The 18,441-nt window shown below is 53.5% G+C and carries 13 protein-coding genes; 2 read left to right on the top strand and 11 right to left on the bottom strand.

Translation table 11 applies throughout. The annotated features are described in order from the left end of the window. Positions 1-3 precede the first annotated feature (3 nt). From nuoK to FJM74_RS04580, 11 genes are all read right to left on the bottom strand, one after another. Positions 4-312, bottom strand: coding sequence for an NADH-quinone oxidoreductase subunit NuoK (nuoK, locus tag FJM74_RS04530; protein WP_187261378.1), 309 nt, complete (start codon positions 310-312; stop codon positions 4-6). Further along, positions 309-839 carry an NADH-quinone oxidoreductase subunit J gene (gene nuoJ, locus FJM74_RS04535; RefSeq protein WP_187261379.1) on the bottom strand — a complete coding sequence of 177 codons (531 nt, stop codon included), beginning with the start codon at positions 837-839 and terminating at the stop codon, positions 309-311. Before nuoJ ends, nuoK begins: the two co-directional genes overlap by 4 nt. A 4-nt stretch (positions 840-843) precedes the next feature. Then, on the bottom strand, positions 844-1,359 hold the full coding sequence (gene nuoI, locus FJM74_RS04540; protein ID WP_187261380.1) for an NADH-quinone oxidoreductase subunit NuoI: 516 nt from the start codon (positions 1,357-1,359) through the stop codon (positions 844-846). A 446-nt stretch (positions 1,360-1,805) separates the two neighbouring features. Then, positions 1,806-2,768, bottom strand: coding sequence for an NADH-quinone oxidoreductase subunit NuoH (gene nuoH, locus FJM74_RS04545; protein ID WP_187261381.1), 963 nt, complete (start codon positions 2,766-2,768; stop codon positions 1,806-1,808). Further along, positions 2,738-5,473, bottom strand: a complete 2,736-nt coding sequence (gene nuoG / locus FJM74_RS04550; protein WP_187261382.1) for an NADH-quinone oxidoreductase subunit NuoG — start codon at positions 5,471-5,473, stop codon at positions 2,738-2,740. Before nuoG ends, nuoH begins: the two co-directional genes overlap by 31 nt. Continuing rightward, complete coding sequence (gene nuoF / locus FJM74_RS04555) at positions 5,455-6,750, bottom strand: NADH-quinone oxidoreductase subunit NuoF (protein WP_187261383.1); 1,296 nt, start codon at positions 6,748-6,750, stop codon at positions 5,455-5,457. Before nuoF ends, nuoG begins: the two co-directional genes overlap by 19 nt. An 18-nt stretch (positions 6,751-6,768) precedes the next feature. Continuing rightward, complete coding sequence (nuoE, locus tag FJM74_RS04560) at positions 6,769-7,233, bottom strand: NADH-quinone oxidoreductase subunit NuoE (RefSeq protein ID WP_187261384.1); 465 nt, start codon at positions 7,231-7,233, stop codon at positions 6,769-6,771. Between the two features lie 291 nt (positions 7,234-7,524). Further along, positions 7,525-9,267 carry an NADH-quinone oxidoreductase subunit C/D gene (gene nuoC, locus FJM74_RS04565; protein ID WP_187261385.1) on the bottom strand — a complete coding sequence of 581 codons (1,743 nt, stop codon included), beginning with the start codon at positions 9,265-9,267 and terminating at the stop codon, positions 7,525-7,527. Positions 9,268-9,469: 202 nt separating this feature from the next. Further along, entirely contained in the window at positions 9,470-10,108 is a 639-nt protein-coding gene (locus FJM74_RS04570) for an NADH-quinone oxidoreductase subunit B (RefSeq protein WP_187261386.1), read from the bottom strand. A gap of 316 nt (positions 10,109-10,424) precedes the next feature. Beyond that, positions 10,425-10,859 (bottom strand): NADH-quinone oxidoreductase subunit A, encoded by a 435-nt coding sequence (locus FJM74_RS04575; protein WP_317175536.1) that lies wholly within the window; start codon positions 10,857-10,859, stop codon positions 10,425-10,427. A gap of 270 nt (positions 10,860-11,129) precedes the next feature. Then, on the bottom strand, positions 11,130-11,561 hold the full coding sequence (locus FJM74_RS04580) for a CBS domain-containing protein (RefSeq protein ID WP_187261387.1): 432 nt from the start codon (positions 11,559-11,561) through the stop codon (positions 11,130-11,132). A 944-nt stretch (positions 11,562-12,505) separates the two neighbouring features. Between FJM74_RS04580 and FJM74_RS04585 the strand changes: the two genes are divergently transcribed. Then, a complete protein-coding gene (locus tag FJM74_RS04585; protein ID WP_187261388.1) occupies positions 12,506-14,041 on the top strand; it encodes a GAF domain-containing protein in 1,536 nt (511 codons plus the stop codon). Positions 14,042-14,255: 214 nt separating this feature from the next. Then, positions 14,256-18,365, top strand: a complete 4,110-nt coding sequence (locus tag FJM74_RS04590) for a chemotaxis protein CheB (RefSeq protein ID WP_187261389.1) — start codon at positions 14,256-14,258, stop codon at positions 18,363-18,365. Positions 18,366-18,441 lie beyond the last annotated feature (76 nt).

Genomic DNA, 18,441 nt, shown 5'->3' on the forward strand with positions numbered 1-18,441 from the left:
CATTTATCCTTTCATAAAGTTTGCTGCGTCACTGTCGAGGGTTTTCAGGTGGTGGTAAAGCTGCAGGATCAGGGCCAGCCCAACCGATACCTCTGCTGCGGCCATGGTGAGGATAAAGATGAACATGATCTGCCCGTCGGGTTGCGCCCAGTGGCTGCCAGCCACGATAAAAGCCAGGCCGGCCGCGTTGAGCATGATCTCCACCGAAATAAGCATAAAGATGACGTTGCGCCGGATCATGACACTGACCATGCCGATCACAAAGAGAATGCCTGCCAGCAGTAAGCCGGCTTCCATGGGTATACTGCTCATGAGGCGGCCCTCCTTTCCAGAAACCGGTGCACGATTTTCTTTTTCTGCCTGCCCAGGTGGTAAGCGCCCACGATGCCGGCCATCAGCAGGATGCCGCAAAGCTGCACGCCCAACATGTAGGGCCCGTAGAGGGCCATGCCCACCGCCGCCGCCTCTACTGACACACTCACGGTGCCCGGAGCCTCCACGGCCACCACCAGGTACACCAGTTCCGCCAGCAGCACCAGCGAGAGGATGGCAGGTCCGATCCAGACAGAAGGTTTTAGCCAGCTTTTTTCCTGCTGCACATCCTCATAAGTCAGGTTGAGCATCATGATCACAAAGATGATCAGCACCACGATGGCTCCGGCATAAATAATTATCTCCAGCGCCGCCATAAACGGAGCCCCTAACGTGAAGAAAACGACCGCCACCGCCAGGAACGAAACTACCAGGTACAGCAGCGCATGGATCAGGTTATAGCTCATCACCACCAGCAGCGTGGCGATAACGGCAACCGCACCGGCTATGTAAAATGTTGCTTCCATAAGATCAGGGGATTAAGCTTTTAATATCGACAGGAGGGCGTTCGTTGTCGCCTTCGCCTTTTCCTTTCACGCCGGTAGCCACGCCGGCCACTTTGTAGTAGTTGTAGCCGGGGTATTTGCCTTGCCCGTCTATGAGCAGGTCCTTTTTCTCATACACCAGGTTCTGGCGGTTGTATTCGCCCATTTCAAAGTCGGGGATGAGTTGGATGGCGGTGGTGGGGCAGGCCTCTTCGCAGAAGCCGCAAAAAATACAGCGCGAAAAATTGATGCGGAAGAACTCGGGGTAGCGGCGGCCGTTCTCGTCTTCGGTGGCCTGGAGCGAGATGCAGTCCACGGGGCAGGCGGCGGCGCAGAGGTAGCAGCCCACACAGCGTTCGCCCATGTCCGGGTCGCGGGTCAGCACAATCCGGCCGCGCCACCTCGTGGTCAGTTTCACCTTCTCCTCCGGATACTGGATGGTGTCACGCTTATGAAACGCATGCAGAAACGTGATCCACATACTGCGCAGTAAACTAAACATATCGGCTCCTTTTTTAGATTGATGGTTGTTATTTGTTGCTTGTCAAATTATTCTAATGAAAATGGCCCTTCGGAGGCTCTGTTGCTGTTGGTGCTGCTCATTTTGTCTGAATCAGAATTTACAGGATGTAAGGATTTCTAGGATGTTGCATTACCGGATTTCTCGGATTAAATAGATTTTAAATTATTCTAATGAAAATCCCCTTCCGGAACTGCTGCTACTCCTGCTGCTGAAGGAAATATCTTTAATTCTGTACATTATTTCATTCTGTAAATACTTGGGGTAGGGGCCCTATATAAAGATTCAGACAAACCTGCTCCGTAGCCCAGACACTCGCAGGAGCTGCGCATACTGCGAGGTCTTTGGGGCTTTATTTATTCCACTTAATCATTCATTCAAAAATCAGAATTCACTCATTCACTCATTCGAAACTCAAAACTCAAAACTCACCATCCCATCCACAGCACGATGCCGGCGGTTACCAGCAGGTTCAGCAGGGTGAGGGGGAGCAGGACTTTCCAACCGTATTCCATCAGTTGGTCGTAGCGGGGGCGGGGCATGGAGGCACGGAGCAGGATGAAGATCATCAGGAAAAAGAAGACCTTCAGGATGAACCACACGATCGGAGGCAGAAAATCCGGGCCGAGCCAGCCGCCAAAGTACAGCGTTACCACCATGCAGGAGATGAGGGTAATGCCGATGTACTCGCCGATGAAGAACATGCCGAACTTCATGCCCGAGTACTCGGAGTGGAAACCAGCCACCAGCTCGCTTTCCGCCTCCGGAATATCGAAAGGCAGGCGGTGGGTCTCGGCGATGCCGGCTATGAAAAAGATAAAAAAGCCGATGATCTGCGGAATGAAAAACCACAGGCCACGCTGCGCTTCCACAATGTCGCCGAGATTAAAGGAGCCCGCCAGCAGCACTACGCCCATCAGCGCCAGCCCCATAAACACTTCGTAAGAGATCATCTGGGCAGCTCCCCGCATGGCACCCAGCAGCGAGTACTTGTTGTTAGAGGCCCAGCCACCCAGAATAATACTGTACGCCCCCATCGACGACATGGCCAGGAAGAACAGCAGCCCGATGTTCAGGTCTACTACCACAATTTCAGGTGAGAACGGGATGACTACAAAGCTCATCAGCACCGTGATAAACACAATGGCAGGAGCCAGCACAAACACCGGCTTGTCGGCGAACGGCGGAATCCAGTCCTGCTTGAAGAAAAGCTTGAGCGAATCTGCGGCCACAATGAGCAAGCCGAAAGGGCCGGCCCGGTTGGGTCCGTAGCGGTCTTGCCAGAGCGCCAGCATGCGGCGCTCAATCCAGATGAGCGCGGCTGCCAGGTTCAGGAGCGCGAACAGGATGCCGCCAATGATTAGAAAGTAGTTTGGTGCTGCTGCTTCCATTGAATTTGTCCGTTTAAAATGGCCCAGGCAGGTAGTTCTATGTAAGGGGTGGCAGGTAGGCCAATGGGCAGACCTGCGGTACCGGTCGGTATGGTCGGGTTTATCTTTACGGGCAGCTCAAAGGCTTGTCCTTCTATTCTGAAAGACAGCAATTGCCCCTCTTCCAGCTTCAGCCGCACAGCGTCATCCTGATTGATGGCTACATACGGCTCTGGGATGCGCTCTATTATAGCGGGTGATTTTGCGCTCAGCTCCTCCGATCCGAAGATATGGTAGAGTGGCAGCATGAACAGGTGATCGGCCAGAGGCTGAAAGTGTTGTGGTATAGCTGTAGAGAAAATTACTTCCGAAGACGCGGTTGGCTCGATCAGACGCACGCCCGGGTCTCCGCCACGCAAGGGGCCGCCCACTTCCTGCTGATATTTGTTGGTAGCCTGTACCGAGTTCCAGCCCGGTGCCCAGAAAAAAGGAATCATGGAAGAAGGTGGTTGCCCGCGGTAGCCCTCCATGGTGTAGGTCATGGGGTTATCCGGGTCTTCGGGCGGCTTGGGTTCACTCACGTTGATGTTGGCCAGCATGGCGGTGCGGCCACTGAAGCGGTGCGGCGCGCGCGGGATCTTCTGTCCGGCAATGCGGAAATCGGCAGGAGGGGCGGTTGCCTTTATACCTTCCAGTTCGGGAATCTCTTTTCCCATCGCCTTCTGGATATCTTCAAACCCCTCCCATTTTACAATTTCATCGTGGGCGACAATTGTCCCCAGCTCGCCGAGCCACCGCCAGCTTTCCTGAATATCTTCTGTGGTAGGATAAACCTGGTAGAACCGCTGTGCCCGCCCCTCGTTGTTAATGAGTGTACCGTCTGCCTCTGCAAAGGCACCTGCAGCCAGCAATATAGACGCCTGCTCAGTGGTGGCATGGTGCAGGTGGTCGAGCACGATAACCTGCTGGCAAGCCTGGAAGAAGGCATCTACAGCCTCTGTGCCCGCTCTGCGGTACAAATCGTTCTCCAGGACAATAACCGTGTCGGCATAGCCGTTCAGGATAGCCTGGAAAGCTGATTCGAGCTTGTGGCCTCCCATTATGGCCAGGCCCATGCTGTTGCATTCAGGTAGGGTGAGTACGATACCTGCGCCCTTTTCTTGTGCACAAAGCGCATCGGCTATATTCGCGCTTGCCTTAAGCACACGGTCGCTGCCGCTGGAGGTGCCGGAAATTATCAGCGGGTTCTGTGCTGCCAGCAGAGCCATGGCAATCTGCTGGGCCAGTGCCTCCTCTTCGTCCGACAAGCCCCTTACCGGAGGTGAGTCTTCGTGAATGAAACTGGCTACCGCAAAACCTAGGCGGGCAATAGCATCTGGCGAGTCGTAATAAGACTTGGTGGCCAGTTCATCGAGCTTGGTTTCGGCAGAGGCTGCAATGAACAGAGGACCTTTCTCCGTCTGCAGCAACTCCCGCACTGCCGCATCCTGCCAAACCGGAATTTTGGCTTTAGACACCTGCTCCAGTATTGGCTGTTGCCTAACGGATTGCCGAACAGCCAGGGCCAGCATGGGAGCAGTGTTGGTCAGGTCTTCCCCCAGGATAAAAACAGCGTCGGCACGCTCTACATCTATTAACGAAGGGGTTCTGGCTGCTCCTGTTCTGAGAATGCGTAAGGCCAAAGCTGCCAGGTCGTGTTCCACATCCGACACACCATGATAGAATTTGTCTTCGCCCACCAGTGTTCTGAGCGCGAAGTTTGATTCCATCGAGGCGCGGGGAGAGCCTATGCCAATTACTCTTCCACCCTTCAAAGAAATGGAAGCGGCTTGCAGGGCTTTGTACTTGTCTGTTGCTTCGGGCAGTTGTGTTCGAACAAGTGATTTCCTGATCCGGCTCATGCTGTTCACATGCTCATACCCAAATCGACCCCTGTCGCAGAGAAAATAGCCGTTCACCTCGCCGTTGTAGCGGTTAGTGATGTTGCGGAGGGAGCCGTAGCGCTCGCCGGCCACAATATTACAGCCAAGGCTGCAGTGGTGGCAGATGGAGGGGGCGGTGGTTAGATCCCACTTACGGGTGTAGTGCTGTTTCAGGGTTTTGTCGGTAAAAACGCCGGTGGGGCACACTTCGGCCAGGTTGCCGCTGAACTCACTTTCAAGTACCCCGTCTTCGTGGCGGCCAAAGTAAAGGTGGTTGTGAGCCGCAAACACGTCGAGGTCTTTGCCACCGGCATAATCTTTATAGTAGCGCACGCAACGGTAGCACTGTATGCAGCGGTTCATCTCATGGTTCAGGAACGGGCCCAGGTACTGATTCACGTAGGTTTTTTTGTCGAAGCGGTACTGGCGGTAGTTATGGCCCGTCATCACGGTCATGTCCTGCAGGTGGCAGGAGCCGCCCTCGTCGCAGACGGCGCAGTCGTGCGGGTGGTTGGTCATGAGCCAGCCAATGACGTGGGCCCTGAACTCTTTGGCCTCCAGATCGGCAATGGAAACGCGCAGGTTGTCGCGCACCTGCTCCATGCACGACATGAACAGCTTGCCCGTTTTGTCGTTCTCGTCGCGGTACACTTTTACGGCGCACTGGCGACAGGCGCCGATGGAGCCCATGGCCGGGTGCCAGCAGAAATAAGGTAAATCGAAGCCCAGGGTGAGGCAGGCTTCGAGCAGGTTTTTACCAGCTGTTACTTCATAAGGAAGGTTATCTATATAGATGGTTGCCATACAGTGCTCCAGGGACAGTGATGTTCTACAATATGCTGTTCAAAATCCTCTCTGAAATATTTCAGAGCGCTCTGCAGAGGTTCCATGGCGCCGGGGGCAAGGGCGCAGAAGGTGTTGCCGGGACCCAGGTATTTGGTATGGAATTCCAGTGCCTGCATGTCTTCCGGTCTTCCTTCGCCTTTGTCGATGGCCAGGAGCAGCCGCTCCACCCACGGCAGGCCGTCGCGGCAGGGGGTGCAGAAGCCGCAGGACTCCTGGGCAAAGAAGTGTTGCAGGTTAAGCACAAACCCAACCGGGCAGGTCTGGTCGTCGAGAATAATCATGGTGCCCGTACCCATCCGGCTTCCGGCTGCCTGAATCGAACCGTAATCCATCGGCAAATCCAGATGCTCTTCTACCAGAAAATCAGTAGAAGCCCCACCTGGCAAAAGTCCCCGGAACAGGTAACCGTCTTGCATGCCTCCGGCATGTTCCTCCAGAATCTCGCGGATGGGGGTGCCCATTGGCAGTTCCCAACAGCCAGGGGATTTTACCCTGCCGCTCACCCCGTAAAGCTTCGTGCCCGCATCCGGTCCTTTGCCGAGGCCTTTAAACCACTCGGCTCCGTTGTTGATGATGTGGGGCAGGCAGCAGAGCGTTTCCACATTGTTTACGATGGTAGGCTTTCCGAAAAGACCACTTACCTGCGGGAAAGGCGGCTTAGCCCGTGGATTGGCCCGTTTGCCTTCCAGCGCATTCAGCAGGGCAGTTTCTTCTCCGCACATGTAGCGCCCTACCCCGGTGTGCAGGTGCATTTCCAGGTGATAGCCGGTTCCGAGAATGTTTTTGCCTAAATATCCTGCCTCGTAAGCCTCTGCAATGGCCTGGGTTATTTCTTTGGCCGCTAGTTTGTAGGCCCACCTTAAAAAGACGTAAGAGATGTTTGCCTGAATGGCATAGGCCGCCACGATCATTCCCTCCAGGAGTTGGTGCGGGTTTCCTTCCAAGAGCACACGGTCCTTAAAGGTTCCTGGTTCCATCTCGTCGGCGTTGGCCACGAGGTACTTGGTGGCGGGTGCGTCTGGTCCCATGGGCACAAAACTCCATTTCAGGCCGGTGTTGAAGCCAGCCCCGCCGCGGCCACGCAGGTTGGAGTCCTTCACCAGATTCTGCACCTCCGCAGGCGTCAGCTCTTTGAGCACTTTCCTGACGGAGGCGTAGCCGCCCACAGCTTCATACTCTTTCAGGTTGAGCGGTTTCCGGCCTGGGACAATGTGTTGGGTGAGAGGTTTTTCCATCACGGGCCTCTTTTGGGTTTAGGTATACTTGTTCAAAATCTCTTCCAGTTGTTCTACCGTCAGGTTCCGGTACAAATCGTTGTCGATCATCAGGGCAGGGGCGCAATCGCAGGTGCCGAGGCAGGCGTTTGGTAGCAGGGTGAAGCGGCCATCTCCGGTTGTTTCGCCGTACTTGATGCCGAGGGTATTGTAAAGGTGGTCGCGGATAATTTCGTAGCCCATCACATAGCAGCTGATGCTGTCGCAAAGCAGAATGACGTGCCGCCCCACCGGCCTTCTGAAAATAAGGTTATAGAAGGTGGCCACGCTGTCTAGCTCGGCCGGCGACATGTCTACAAACTCCGCCACCTCCGCCAGGCTGCTGTCGGAGATCCAGCCCCGGTTCTGCTGCACAATCTTCAGCGCTTCGATACAGGCTGCTTTCCGGGTAGGCACCAGGCTGATTTCATGCTCTATTTGATGTTTTTCCTCAGCGGTCAGCATTTTTTTAGATGTTAGATGCTAGATTATAGATGGTAGACTTTTTTGTTCATGTTGATTTGATGCTGGTGCGAGCTTGCAGCTCGTACCACTATTTTATTCCAAAGATTAAAATTTGAGAACCTGAGGCAACTCACGTTCATGTAATCAAAGATGAAAATATGAGCCGCAAGCTCGCACTAGCGAAGGGGTTAAATTGTAAGTTGCTTCCATTATTATTCAGCACGATTATCATCTCCTTACCTCCTTCAAAAGGGGAGTTTTTTTAAAAAATCCCCACTCCCCAGATCATGATCACCTGTCAATGTCGGCCAGTACATAGTCCATGGCGCCTAGTATGGAGAGCAGGTCGGCTACGGTATAACCCCTGGTGATGTAAGGCAGCATCTGCATGTGCGGGAACGAGGGAGTGCGGATCCGGACCCGGTAGGGCGAGGTGTTGCCGTCGCTGGTGAGGTAGTAGCCGTTGGCGCCTTTGGTGGCTTCGATGCAACTCATGGCCTCGCCTGGCGGGATCACAGGACCCCAGCTCACGCCCAGAAAGTGGGTAATGAGCGTTTCGATATCTTGTAGGGTATTTTTCTTTAAGGGTGGCGTGGTGAGCGGATGATCTGCTTTGTAAGAACCTTCGGGCATGTTTTTGAGGCACTGCTCAATAATACGCAGGCTCTGGCGCATCTCCGCCACCCGCACCAGGGCCCGATCGTAGCAGTCGCCGTTGACAGCGGTGGGTATTTCAAAGTCGAACATGTCGTAGCCGGAGTAGGGTTGCTTTTTGCGGAAATCCCAGTCATAGCCGCAGGCCCGGAGGTTAGGTCCGGTTACGCCCCACTCGATGGCTTCTTCTTTCGTGAAAATGCCTATGCCCACGGTGCGGGCTTTGAACAGCGTGTTTTTCAGCACCAGGCTGTCGTATTCCTTCAGCCGTTTCGGGAAGTAATCGAGGAAGTTCTGGATTAGTTTTTCCCAGCCGATGGGCAGGTCCTGCGCCACCCCGCCGATGCGGAACCAGTTGGGGTGCATGCGCCCGCCGCAGATGGCCTCTACAATCTCAAATACTTTTTCCCTGTCGGAGAACATGTAGAACACCGGCGAGAGCTGCCCCACGTCCTGCGCAAAGGTGCCGTACCACACCAGGTGGCTGGCAATACGGAAGAGCTCACAAAGCATCACCCGGATCACCTTCACCCGGTCCGGCACCTGTATGCCGGCCAGTTTTTCCACGGCCAGCAGGTAGGCCAGGTTGTTCATCACGCCGCCCAGGTAATCCACCCGGTCGGTGTAGGGGATGTAGGTGTGCCAGGACTGGCGCTCGCCCATTTTCTCGGCTCCCCGGTGGTGGAAGCCAATGTCGGGAATGGCATCTACAATGTCCTCACCGTCGAGCTGCAGGATAATGCGGAGCACGCCGTGTGTGCCGGGGTGCTGCGGACCGATGTTGAGGAACATGAAATCGGTGTCTTGGCTCTGCCGCGCCAGGCCCCATTCTTCGGGCTTAAACTGCAGGGCGCTCTGCTCGAGGTCAATTTTGTCGTCGTAGAGCTGGAAAGGCCCCATTTCGGTGGCGCGGGCGGGGTGCTCCTTGCGGAGCGGGTGGCCCACCCAGGTGCGCGGCATCAGGATGCGCGACAGGTGCGGGTGCCCTTCGAACCGGATGCCGAACATATCGTACACTTCGCGCTCGTACCAGTTGGCGTTGGCCCAGAGGCTGCTGATGCTCGGCACGGTCGGGAAATCCTCCTTCAGGCCTACCTTTAGCCTGATAAAGGCGTTGCGCTCGAACGAAAGTAAATGGTAGATGATGGTGAAGGCGTAGGGCGTGTGGCCGTTGTCTCGCTTACGGGTTCTTTCATCGATGGCGGTCAGGTCGAAGAGGAGCGGGAATGCGGCTTCTTTTTTGAGGTAGGAGAGAACCTCCTTAATTTTTTCAAGCGGCATCCAGAGGGTGAGAATCTCATCCTTGGTGGTCTGCGGCTTAAAGGTGGATTCGCCGAACCGCGCCTGCAATTGCTCTACTATGCCACTAATGTTTTCCATTGAATTCAGTTTTGAATTATTGAAAAAGCGACTTGTTGATTATTGGTTGCTGCTTGTATATTGCTAAAAGGAAGAAATACCATCAGGCTTTGATCCATTACTTAATCACCATTCAAATTATTCTAATGAAAATGCCCTTCCGGAGTCTCTGCTTCTGTTGCTCTTCTAAATAACAATCAGCAACTATCAATCACCAACCAACTTACACCTCGTCCGGCGACCGGAAATCCGTCATCTTAGCGCGGGCTTCCTGTCTTCTGATTCTCACGTCTGCTTTTTCCGGCCTGATGATGCCTTGCTCCCCGATGGTCCAACTGAGCGGCCTTCTTTCTTTGCCTACCGAGTCGGTTAGCAGGAGCAGGCCTTCCATGAAGGCGTCGGGGCGGGGCGGGCAGCCAGGCACGTACACATCTACAGGCAGGAACTTGTCTACGCCCTGCACCACGCTGTAGATGTCGAACATGCCGCCGGAGTTGGCGCAGGAGCCCATCGAGATCACCCATTTCGGCTCCATCATCTGCTCGTGCAGCCGTTTAATGATGGGAGCCATTTTAATGAACACGGTACCGGCAATGATCATGACATCGGCCTCGCGGGGAGTGCCGCGAATAACTTCGGCCCCGAACCGGGCTACATCGTATTTTGGCGTCATGCTGGTGGCCATTTCCACAAAGCAGCAGGAAAGGCCGAAGTGAAAGGGCCACAGGGAATTTTTCCGGCCCCAGGCTACCAGGTCCTGCACCGTGGTGAGCATGATGCTTTGCTTTACCGATTCTTCGTAGGAGCCAGTTCCCTTCACGGTTGCGGCAGGGTCGTCTGGTTTTGTTAACCACCACTTCATAGGCTGCTGAAAATTGTATCGTTTTTTAAGTGTGCAGCGTGTTATACACCAGGTGCTGCGGTGCTTGCTTCAGGGTGTAAGCGGCATGCGGACATGCTAAGGGTGGCGTGCGATGTGGGCTGTTGGCCCTGGCCTCAGCTGGTTTAGCTGCAGTTGGGTGCGGTTGGCCCCTAATCCTATGGCAGGCGGGGGCCTATGGTTGTGCTGCTGGTGCCATGGTTGCCGCAACAGCAATTATGCTAATGAAAATGGCCCTCTGGCCGCCTGCGCACTGCTGCGGCTGAAGACTATAAATGATGCAGGCTTTGGTGCTGCACTAGGCTGTGCCTGGCTTTTGGGTCATGCGTTTGTAGGCCTGCAGAATCTTTTTGCCGTCGGGGCCGAAGTCGAGGGCACCGTTGCGCCACTCGTATATCAGCACCACCACCAGCAGGCCTATAAAGGAGAGTACGCCTACATAACCATACCATCCCAACTCCCGGAAAGCAATGGCCCAGGAGAAAATAAAGATCGTCTCGACATCAAAAATAACGAAGAGCATGCCGATAAGGTAAAACTGAGAGGAGAAGCGGAGGCGTGCTGAGCCTTCGCTCACGATGCCGCCCTCGTAGGGCTCGCCTTTGGCACGGTCGTGTTTTCGCTCGCCCAGCAGGTGGGAAAGCCCCAGGATAAAGATGGCCAGACTTACGACAATGGCGCCATACACGAGTAGGGGCCAAAGTACGGTTGTTGTTTCAGTTGCGGTATTCACATGGTAGCCGCCTCCCTGCGGCATCAACTTATGAAACTGAAAGAAAAAATATGCGAAACTGGCTACCAGGCAAGTGCCTGAAAACCACTTTAAAACCCGGCTGCTACCAGGAACAGACCATGGAAGCTTGCGCCTGGCTTGCTCCAGATGTCTGGGAAACTACGCTGTTGCAGACTCACTGAAAATAGAAATTCGTATACCTGTTCGGGGCAGCACCTGTTTTAAATCTTCCGCAGCGCCGGCCACAAAATCCGGTGAGCGGACTTTTGCTTAATGGCTGGTAATATAATGCTCCAGGTTCTCGATAATAAACTGCTGTTCCTCGATCAGGTATTTTACAACGTCGCCTATCGAAATAAGGCCGACTAGATGCTGGTTTTCCAACACGGGCAGATGCCGGATATATTTCTGGGTCATGAGCTTCATGCATTCCTCCACAGTGTTGTCGGGAGTGACAGAGACAGGATGCTCGCTCATGATTTCTTTGACGAGCGTTTCTCTGGAAGCCTTGCCTTTCAGGATTACTTTACGGGCGTAGTCCCGCTCTGTGAAAATACCGGCAAACCTGTCGTTTTCCATTACCAGAAGCGCCCCTACGTTCTTCTCAACCATCATTTCCAGTGCCCGGTAAACGGTGGAGGTGGGCTCTATGGTCAGAATAGCGTGACCTTTCTTTTGTAAAATGTGTCTTACGGTTCCCATAGCGGCCTCCTTTGTTGAGTAGGTAAGTAAAATGATATTTAATTGGTTAATAGCAATATACGGAATTGAAATCTTAAGTTAAAGAAAAAACTGAAAAATTAATAATTAATGTTAGTTAGTAAAAGAAGGAGGCGGCAGATGCTGGCTGGCAGGTATGAATTTAGTAGGAAGATATTCCTTCCCAAACGGATTATTCTAATCAAAAGTAGCCTCCACAGGCTACTTCTGCTGCTGCTGATAAAGCCGCTGAGCCTGCAAAGCCAAAAAGTATACAGATTGCATTCGGCAATAGCTGCTGGCAAACTGCCCATAGTGTTGCAGGTCGATGCAAATTTTCAGCTGCCGGAACAATAGATCTGTCTGCCTGGGTAAGCGGCTGACCAGCAGAAGCCTGTAGCCATGCTGGCAGGATAAGGATTTCTGCGGTTTAACGTGCTGCGGCAAGAATTAGCACCGTGTTTTTTATTGAATCGAAAACGGAAAATAAGTATATTTGAGTCGTTTGGCATTGCACGTTTTTTTGTAAACACTGGCGCCAGAATTTTGTTAATGCAGAGATGCTAGTTAAAAGACATAGTTTGTTTACCGGATGATGCCACAAACCCAATCCACCGCCCCGCTTAATCTTTCTCTGGCTTGCTTCTTTGTTAGCGGAAAGATACCGGAACATTAGTGCCGCCTACAGGACTAACGGCCGGGGCTTTAGCAGCAGCAGCAGCAGCAAAGTTCTCCGGAGGGTGATTTTGATTTGAATAATTGCCCTGATACCCCCCAGGCAATCATGTATCGTGCACATAGCTTTTGCCCTTCCTGTTTTACAGTAGCTGTGGCTGCTCCGGCTTGCTGCGAACTGGTTTGCTTCTGATATTTTCAACATTTTCTCCGGCTTCTTGTTCCTGCCGTGGCAGCAGGGCTTTTTTACGTCTTATACCTAACACCCGACCATGGATCAAACTACCCTCGATAAGAATTATGACTCCGATTTTTGCGGCAGCATTCCGCTTCACCTGGTTAACCTGATACAGCCGCACGGCATGCTGCTGGTGCTCGACAAGGAGCGTTTACACATCGTGCAGGCCAGCGAAAATACTCGGCAGGTGGTAGGCCTGGCAGCAGAGGACGTGCTGGGGCAGCCGCTCTCGCAGTACCTCCCGGCCGACCAGTACAGCGATTTAACTGCCAGGCTCAGCGGGCAGAGCAGTCAGGACAAAATCCCTTACAGCCTTTCTTTTTTAGCAGGCCGGAAACAGGTGCCCCTCACGGCCCTCATCCACCTGGAGCAAGCGTATGTGCTGATAGAGCTGGAAGCAAATGCGACGGCTGCCGAGGAGACTTTTAAAGGGTTCTACCAACGCATCAAGCACATTACTTCGCTGCTCAAGCAGGCGGGCTCTATTGCCGACATCGCCAGCATTGCGGCCACCGAGATAAAGAAGCTGACCGGCTTCGACAGGGTGCTGGTGTACCAGTTCGACCCGCAGTGGAACGGTATGGTTCTGGCGCAGGCCCGCGAAGAAGACATGGAGGATTACCTGCACCTGCGGTTCCCGGCATCGGATGTTCCCAAACAGGCCCGCGACCTGTACTTCCGCAACCCATACCGGCTCATACCAGACCGCACCTATACCCCGGTGCGCCTTCTTCCAATTATAAACCCGATAACTCAGCGGTTTACCAACCTCTCCGACTGCAACCTGCGGAGCGTGGCAGCGGTGCACCTGGAGTACCTCCAGAACCTCGGCATCACAGCCTCCATGTCGCTGCCCCTTATTATCGGCAACAATCTGTGGGGGCTGATTTCCTGCCATCATAAAACAGCCCTGTACCCCAGCTATGAGGTGCGCTCGGCTTTGGAGCTGCTCTCAGATATAGTGGCGGCCCAGCTCGCGGCCAAAGAGAGGGAGAGGACCATTCTGATACGGGCCGGGCTGCAGGGTGTTCAGGCTAAACTGATGGAGCAGCTCTACACCACCCAGAATTTTGCTGACGGCCTGCTGATGGGAACAACCAACCTGCTGGAACTGCTCAGCTTAAATGGAGCGGCCGTTGTATTTGAAGGCGGCACCTGGGCCATTGGCGATACGCCAAATGCGCAGGAAATGAGAGAACTCCTCTCGTGGCTGAGACGAAATAAAACGACTCAGCTATTCTCGACGGCGAACCTGCCCAAACTATTTGTACAAAGCAAAGAATACAAGGATGTAGCCAGCGGGCTTATTGCGCTGCCCATTAATGCCGAGCAGGGAGAATATATACTGGGTTTCCGGGGAGAAGTGCTCCAGACCGTGAACTGGGGCGGTAATCCGAACCAGGCCATAGAGCTGGAGCCCGACGGAAAGACGTACCACCCCAGGAATTCTTTTGCAACTTATCAGGAGACAGTGAAGTATACTTCGCTGCCATGGCTTGCCGAAGAGTTAGAGGTTGCTGAGACGTTGAGAAGTGCTGTGCTGAGTAAAATAGTAAGAGACAAAGCCTGATAAATTGGATAAATCTGCCTTTTTGTTCTGGTACCCGTCCCATTTGATTTTCAGCAAGGTTGAGGGCACATAAGGCTACCGGTTAGCATATCTGCCATCATTTCTAATTTTGAATTTTTAATTCGGCGAAGCACAAGGCAGGTTTATAATGGCAGCTCAGTGAACCAGAAACAGCTGTTATAATCAGGCAGAGCGAGGTGGTATTTTAATTATTATGAAAACTAAAGCTTCTCAACAAGAAGAAATTACACAACCTGCAGATCACTATCTGGTGGGTATCGGGGCTTCGGCCGGGGGCCTGGAAGCCATCCATATGTTGTTCGATCATTTTCCGAGCAACTCCAGCTTCTCTTTTGTCATTATCCAGCACCTCTCGCCCGACCACAAAAGTCTGATGGCAGAGCTGCTCTCTAAGCATACCCAAATGCAGGTGCAGGAGGCGGAAGACAACATGCGCACAAAACCCAACTGTGTGTACGTGCTGCCCAGCGGCAAGCAGCTGACGCTCAAAGGCGGCCGCCTGCGCCTGGCAGACAAGACCCGAACCAAAGAACCCAATTTCGCGATTGATGTGTTTTATGAGTCGCTGGCCAAAGACCGTGGCCGCTATGCCATAGGCGTCATCCTTTCCGGCACGGGCACCGACGGTACCAAAGGCGCCAAAGCCATAAAGGCGGCAGGCGGCATGGTGGTGGTGCAGGACCCCGGCTCGGCCAAGTTCGACGGCATGCCCCGCAGTGCCATCGATGCCGGTTTAGGCGATTTCGTGCTGTCGCCGGAGCAGATCCCGCAGGAGATCATGGAGTATACCCGCAAAGTACCCCTGGTAAAGTCGCTGGCCGAACGGAACGCCGAAGAGAATGAGGAAGTCCTTCTGCAGGAGATACTCGAGTTGATCTGCACCCACACCCAGACCGACTTCAGGGAGTACAAGCAGGCCACCATTTTCCGCAGAATCAGAAAGCGGATGGACAGCCTGAAAGTGAAGGACCTGCAGGATTACCTGACCTACCTGCACCAGAACCCGGCCGAAGTAAAGCAGCTTTGCCAGGAAATACTGATCAATGTGACCCGTTTTTTCCGTGATCAGGAGGTTTTTGATATTCTGGAAGAAGATGTGATTCCGAACATTGTGGCCTCCAGAAATGCGGAGGAGCAGGTAAAGGTGTGGGTAACCGCCTGCAGCACCGGCGAAGAAGCCTACTCGCTGGCCATGCTCTTTACGGAGTGCTACGGCCGCATGGGCCGCGAGCCATCCGTAAAGATTTTTGCCACCGACATCGACATGCAGGCCATCTCGCAGGCTTCCAAGGGCATATATCCCGCCTCTATTGCCAAAGATGTGTCGCAGGAGCGGCTGCAACGCTTTTTTGTACAGAAGGGCAACAAGTATTGTGTCAGCGAGGAAATCAGGAAGCTGGTGGTGTTTGCGCAACACGACCTTCAGAAAGACCCGCCTTTCAGTAAGATAGACCTGATCACCTGCCGCAACATGCTGATTTACCTGTCGGCTTCGCTGCAGAAAAAGGTGCTGTCCCTATTTCCGTATGCCCTCAATTTAAATGGCTACCTACTCTTAGGGCCCAGCGAGCACATAGGTGAAATGGGTACTTACTTTTCGGAGGAGAACCGGAAGTGGAAGCTGTACCAGAAAATAAAGGAGAGTCAGCTGGTTAAGCCAAGCTACGGCACTTCTGGCATTACACCTGCTTTTTCGTCGGGCAGTGCCTCGGGCTTACGGAACAGCCAGATGAACCAGTACAACGACCTGTTTATAGATGCCGTGTCCGAAGATCTGAAAGTTACAGGGCTTTATATTGACCAGAATTACCAACTCCTGCACGGCATCGGCGATATAAACCAGTTCCTGAAGTTTCCGGGCAAGCGCCTGCACTTTAACCTGCTCAAAATGGTGCCCGAGGAGCTGGCCGTAACGCTTAGTGTAGGCATCAGGAAGGCCATAAAGCAAAACCAGCAGATAGTGGCACGTCAGGTTACCTTAAAAACCGGCAAGCGGAGCAGAAATGTACGCGTAACCATCAAGCCGGTGGCAGCAGAGAAAAACCTTCCTACCATCATCCTGATCATTCTGCAGGAAGTGGGGGCGGTAAACCAGGACCAGAAGGTGGCAGAAAGGGTTATAGAGCTGGAGTCTGTTTCTGATAAGGACTTATTCAGGCAGTTATCCATCCTGGAGTCAGAACTGAAAGAGGCGCAGGAGAACCTGCACCTGACGGTGCAGGACTTGAGCACTGCCAACGAGGAGCTGCAGTCGAGCAATGAGGAGCTTATGTCGTCTAACGAAGAACTGCAGAGCTCAAACGAGGAAATGCAGTCGCTGAACGAGGAGCTGCATACTGTTAACTCAGAGCACCAGCTCAAGATCAAGGAACTGCAGGAGCTCAACGAAGACCTCGACAATTACATCAGGAGCTCCAACATCGGGCAACTCTTTATTGATCATCACCTGGTTATCCGGAAATTCACCCCAACGGTGAAGGAGATCATCAACATCATAGAGGGGGATGTGGGGCGCCCCATCCATCACCTGTCGCACAAGCTCCGCTATGCCAATTTGCTCGAGGATATCATGCAGGTGAACAATACCTCGACTGAAGTGGAGCAGGAGCTGGAGACCAACGAAGGCAAGTGTTTTCTGATGCGCATTATACCGTACCTGAAGCACGACGGCAATAAAGATGGCGTGGTGCTCAGCTTTGTGGATGTAACGACTCTTAAGGCTCTCACGAACGTGGTGCAGGGGGTGCTCGACTCCTCCCTGAACAGTATTATGGCCTTTGAGGCGGTGCGCGACGAGAAGCAAGAGATCATCGATTTCTCCTGGAGTCTGCTGAACCGGAAGGCGGAAGAGTTTGTAGGCAGGCCGCTCGCCCAGCTGCAGCACCAGGGGGTATTGTCGGAGTTGCCTTTCCTGCAGAAGAGCGGCCTTTTCAGGAAGTATGTGGGCGTGGTAGAAACCGGCAAGCCCCTGCACATAGAGCAGGTGCTGGATGTGAACAATGCCAAGGCCTGGTACGAGATAGCAGCCGTGAAAATGGGCGACGGGCTTACCGTGACGATGGCCGATATTTCGGAGAAGAAGAACAGCGAAGACAAGATACTGCTCGCCTACGATGAGCTGAAGAAAGCCGAAGAGAACCTGATAAAGCTCAATAACGAGCTGGAAAAGCGGGTAGCTGAGCGGACAAAGGAGCTGGCCGCGAGCGAGGAGCGCTTCAGGCTGGTATCGATGGCAACCAACGATGTGGTCTGGGACTGGAACCTGGTGGACAATGAACTGTGGTGGAGCGAAAGCCTGGCCACGGTGCTGGGCTACGACCCGGCGCAGATGGGAAAGGGCATAAACGGGTGGTTCGACAAAATTCACCCCGACGACAAGGACGGGATGATGAAGGGGCTGAACAAGGCCATTAACCACGGCAAAGACCAGTGGGCCGACGAGTACCGGATTGCCCGCGCCGATGGCTCCTATGCCTATGTGTCGAACCGGGCGTATATCCTGCAAAATGAGTACAGGGTTCCCTACCGGGTGCTGGGGTCTTTTATTGACTTATCGGACCTGAAGGCGACGCAGGAGAAACTGGAGGATACCAACGAGCACCTGCTGAAAGTGAACAATGACCTGGACACCTTTGTGTATACTGCCTCGCACGACCTGAAGGCGCCGGTGGCCAACATAGAAGGATTGATCCTCCTGCTCGAGGACCAGATGGAAGAGGCGGGCCCGCTGCCGGGGGAGCCTACCCAGCCTTTGTTCGATATGATCAAAGACTCCATTTTCCGATTCAAAAACGTGATTAAGGACCTGACCGACATTGCCAAGGTACAGCGCGATGTAGACGGCGAGGCGGAATCGGTGGATTTGCGTGAGGTAATAGAAAACGTGAAGCTGACCGTGCACGACATGCTGGAGAAGGAGCAGGCAACGCTGCACATCGATATAGAGGATGCCGCTAAAGTGAATTTCTCCCGCAAAAACATGTACAGCATTCTGTACAACCTGATGAGCAACGCTGTAAAATACAGCTCGCCGGAACGCCGCCCGGAGATTTACCTGAGAACAGAACAGGTAGACGGCCATGTGCTGCTGTCGGTGAAGGACAACGGGCTGGGGATAAGCCAGGACAACCTCACGAAGATGTTTACGCTCTTCAAGCGGTTTCACTCGCATGTAGATGGCACCGGCATGGGCCTCTACATCGTAAAGCGCATGATCGACAATGCCGGCGGCAGAATTGAGGTGGAAAGCGAAGAAGGGGCAGGAACGGTGTTCAAGCTGTATTTTAGAAGAGACCAGGACTAAAGCTTCGCCAGATTAAAAATTAGAAATGGTGGCTCCTTTAGATTTCATTGGTTTACAAAGGTTGGTTTAATGTTAA

This window comes from Pontibacter beigongshangensis, assembly GCF_014332515.1.
Taxonomy (GTDB): domain Bacteria; phylum Bacteroidota; class Bacteroidia; order Cytophagales; family Hymenobacteraceae; genus Pontibacter; species Pontibacter beigongshangensis.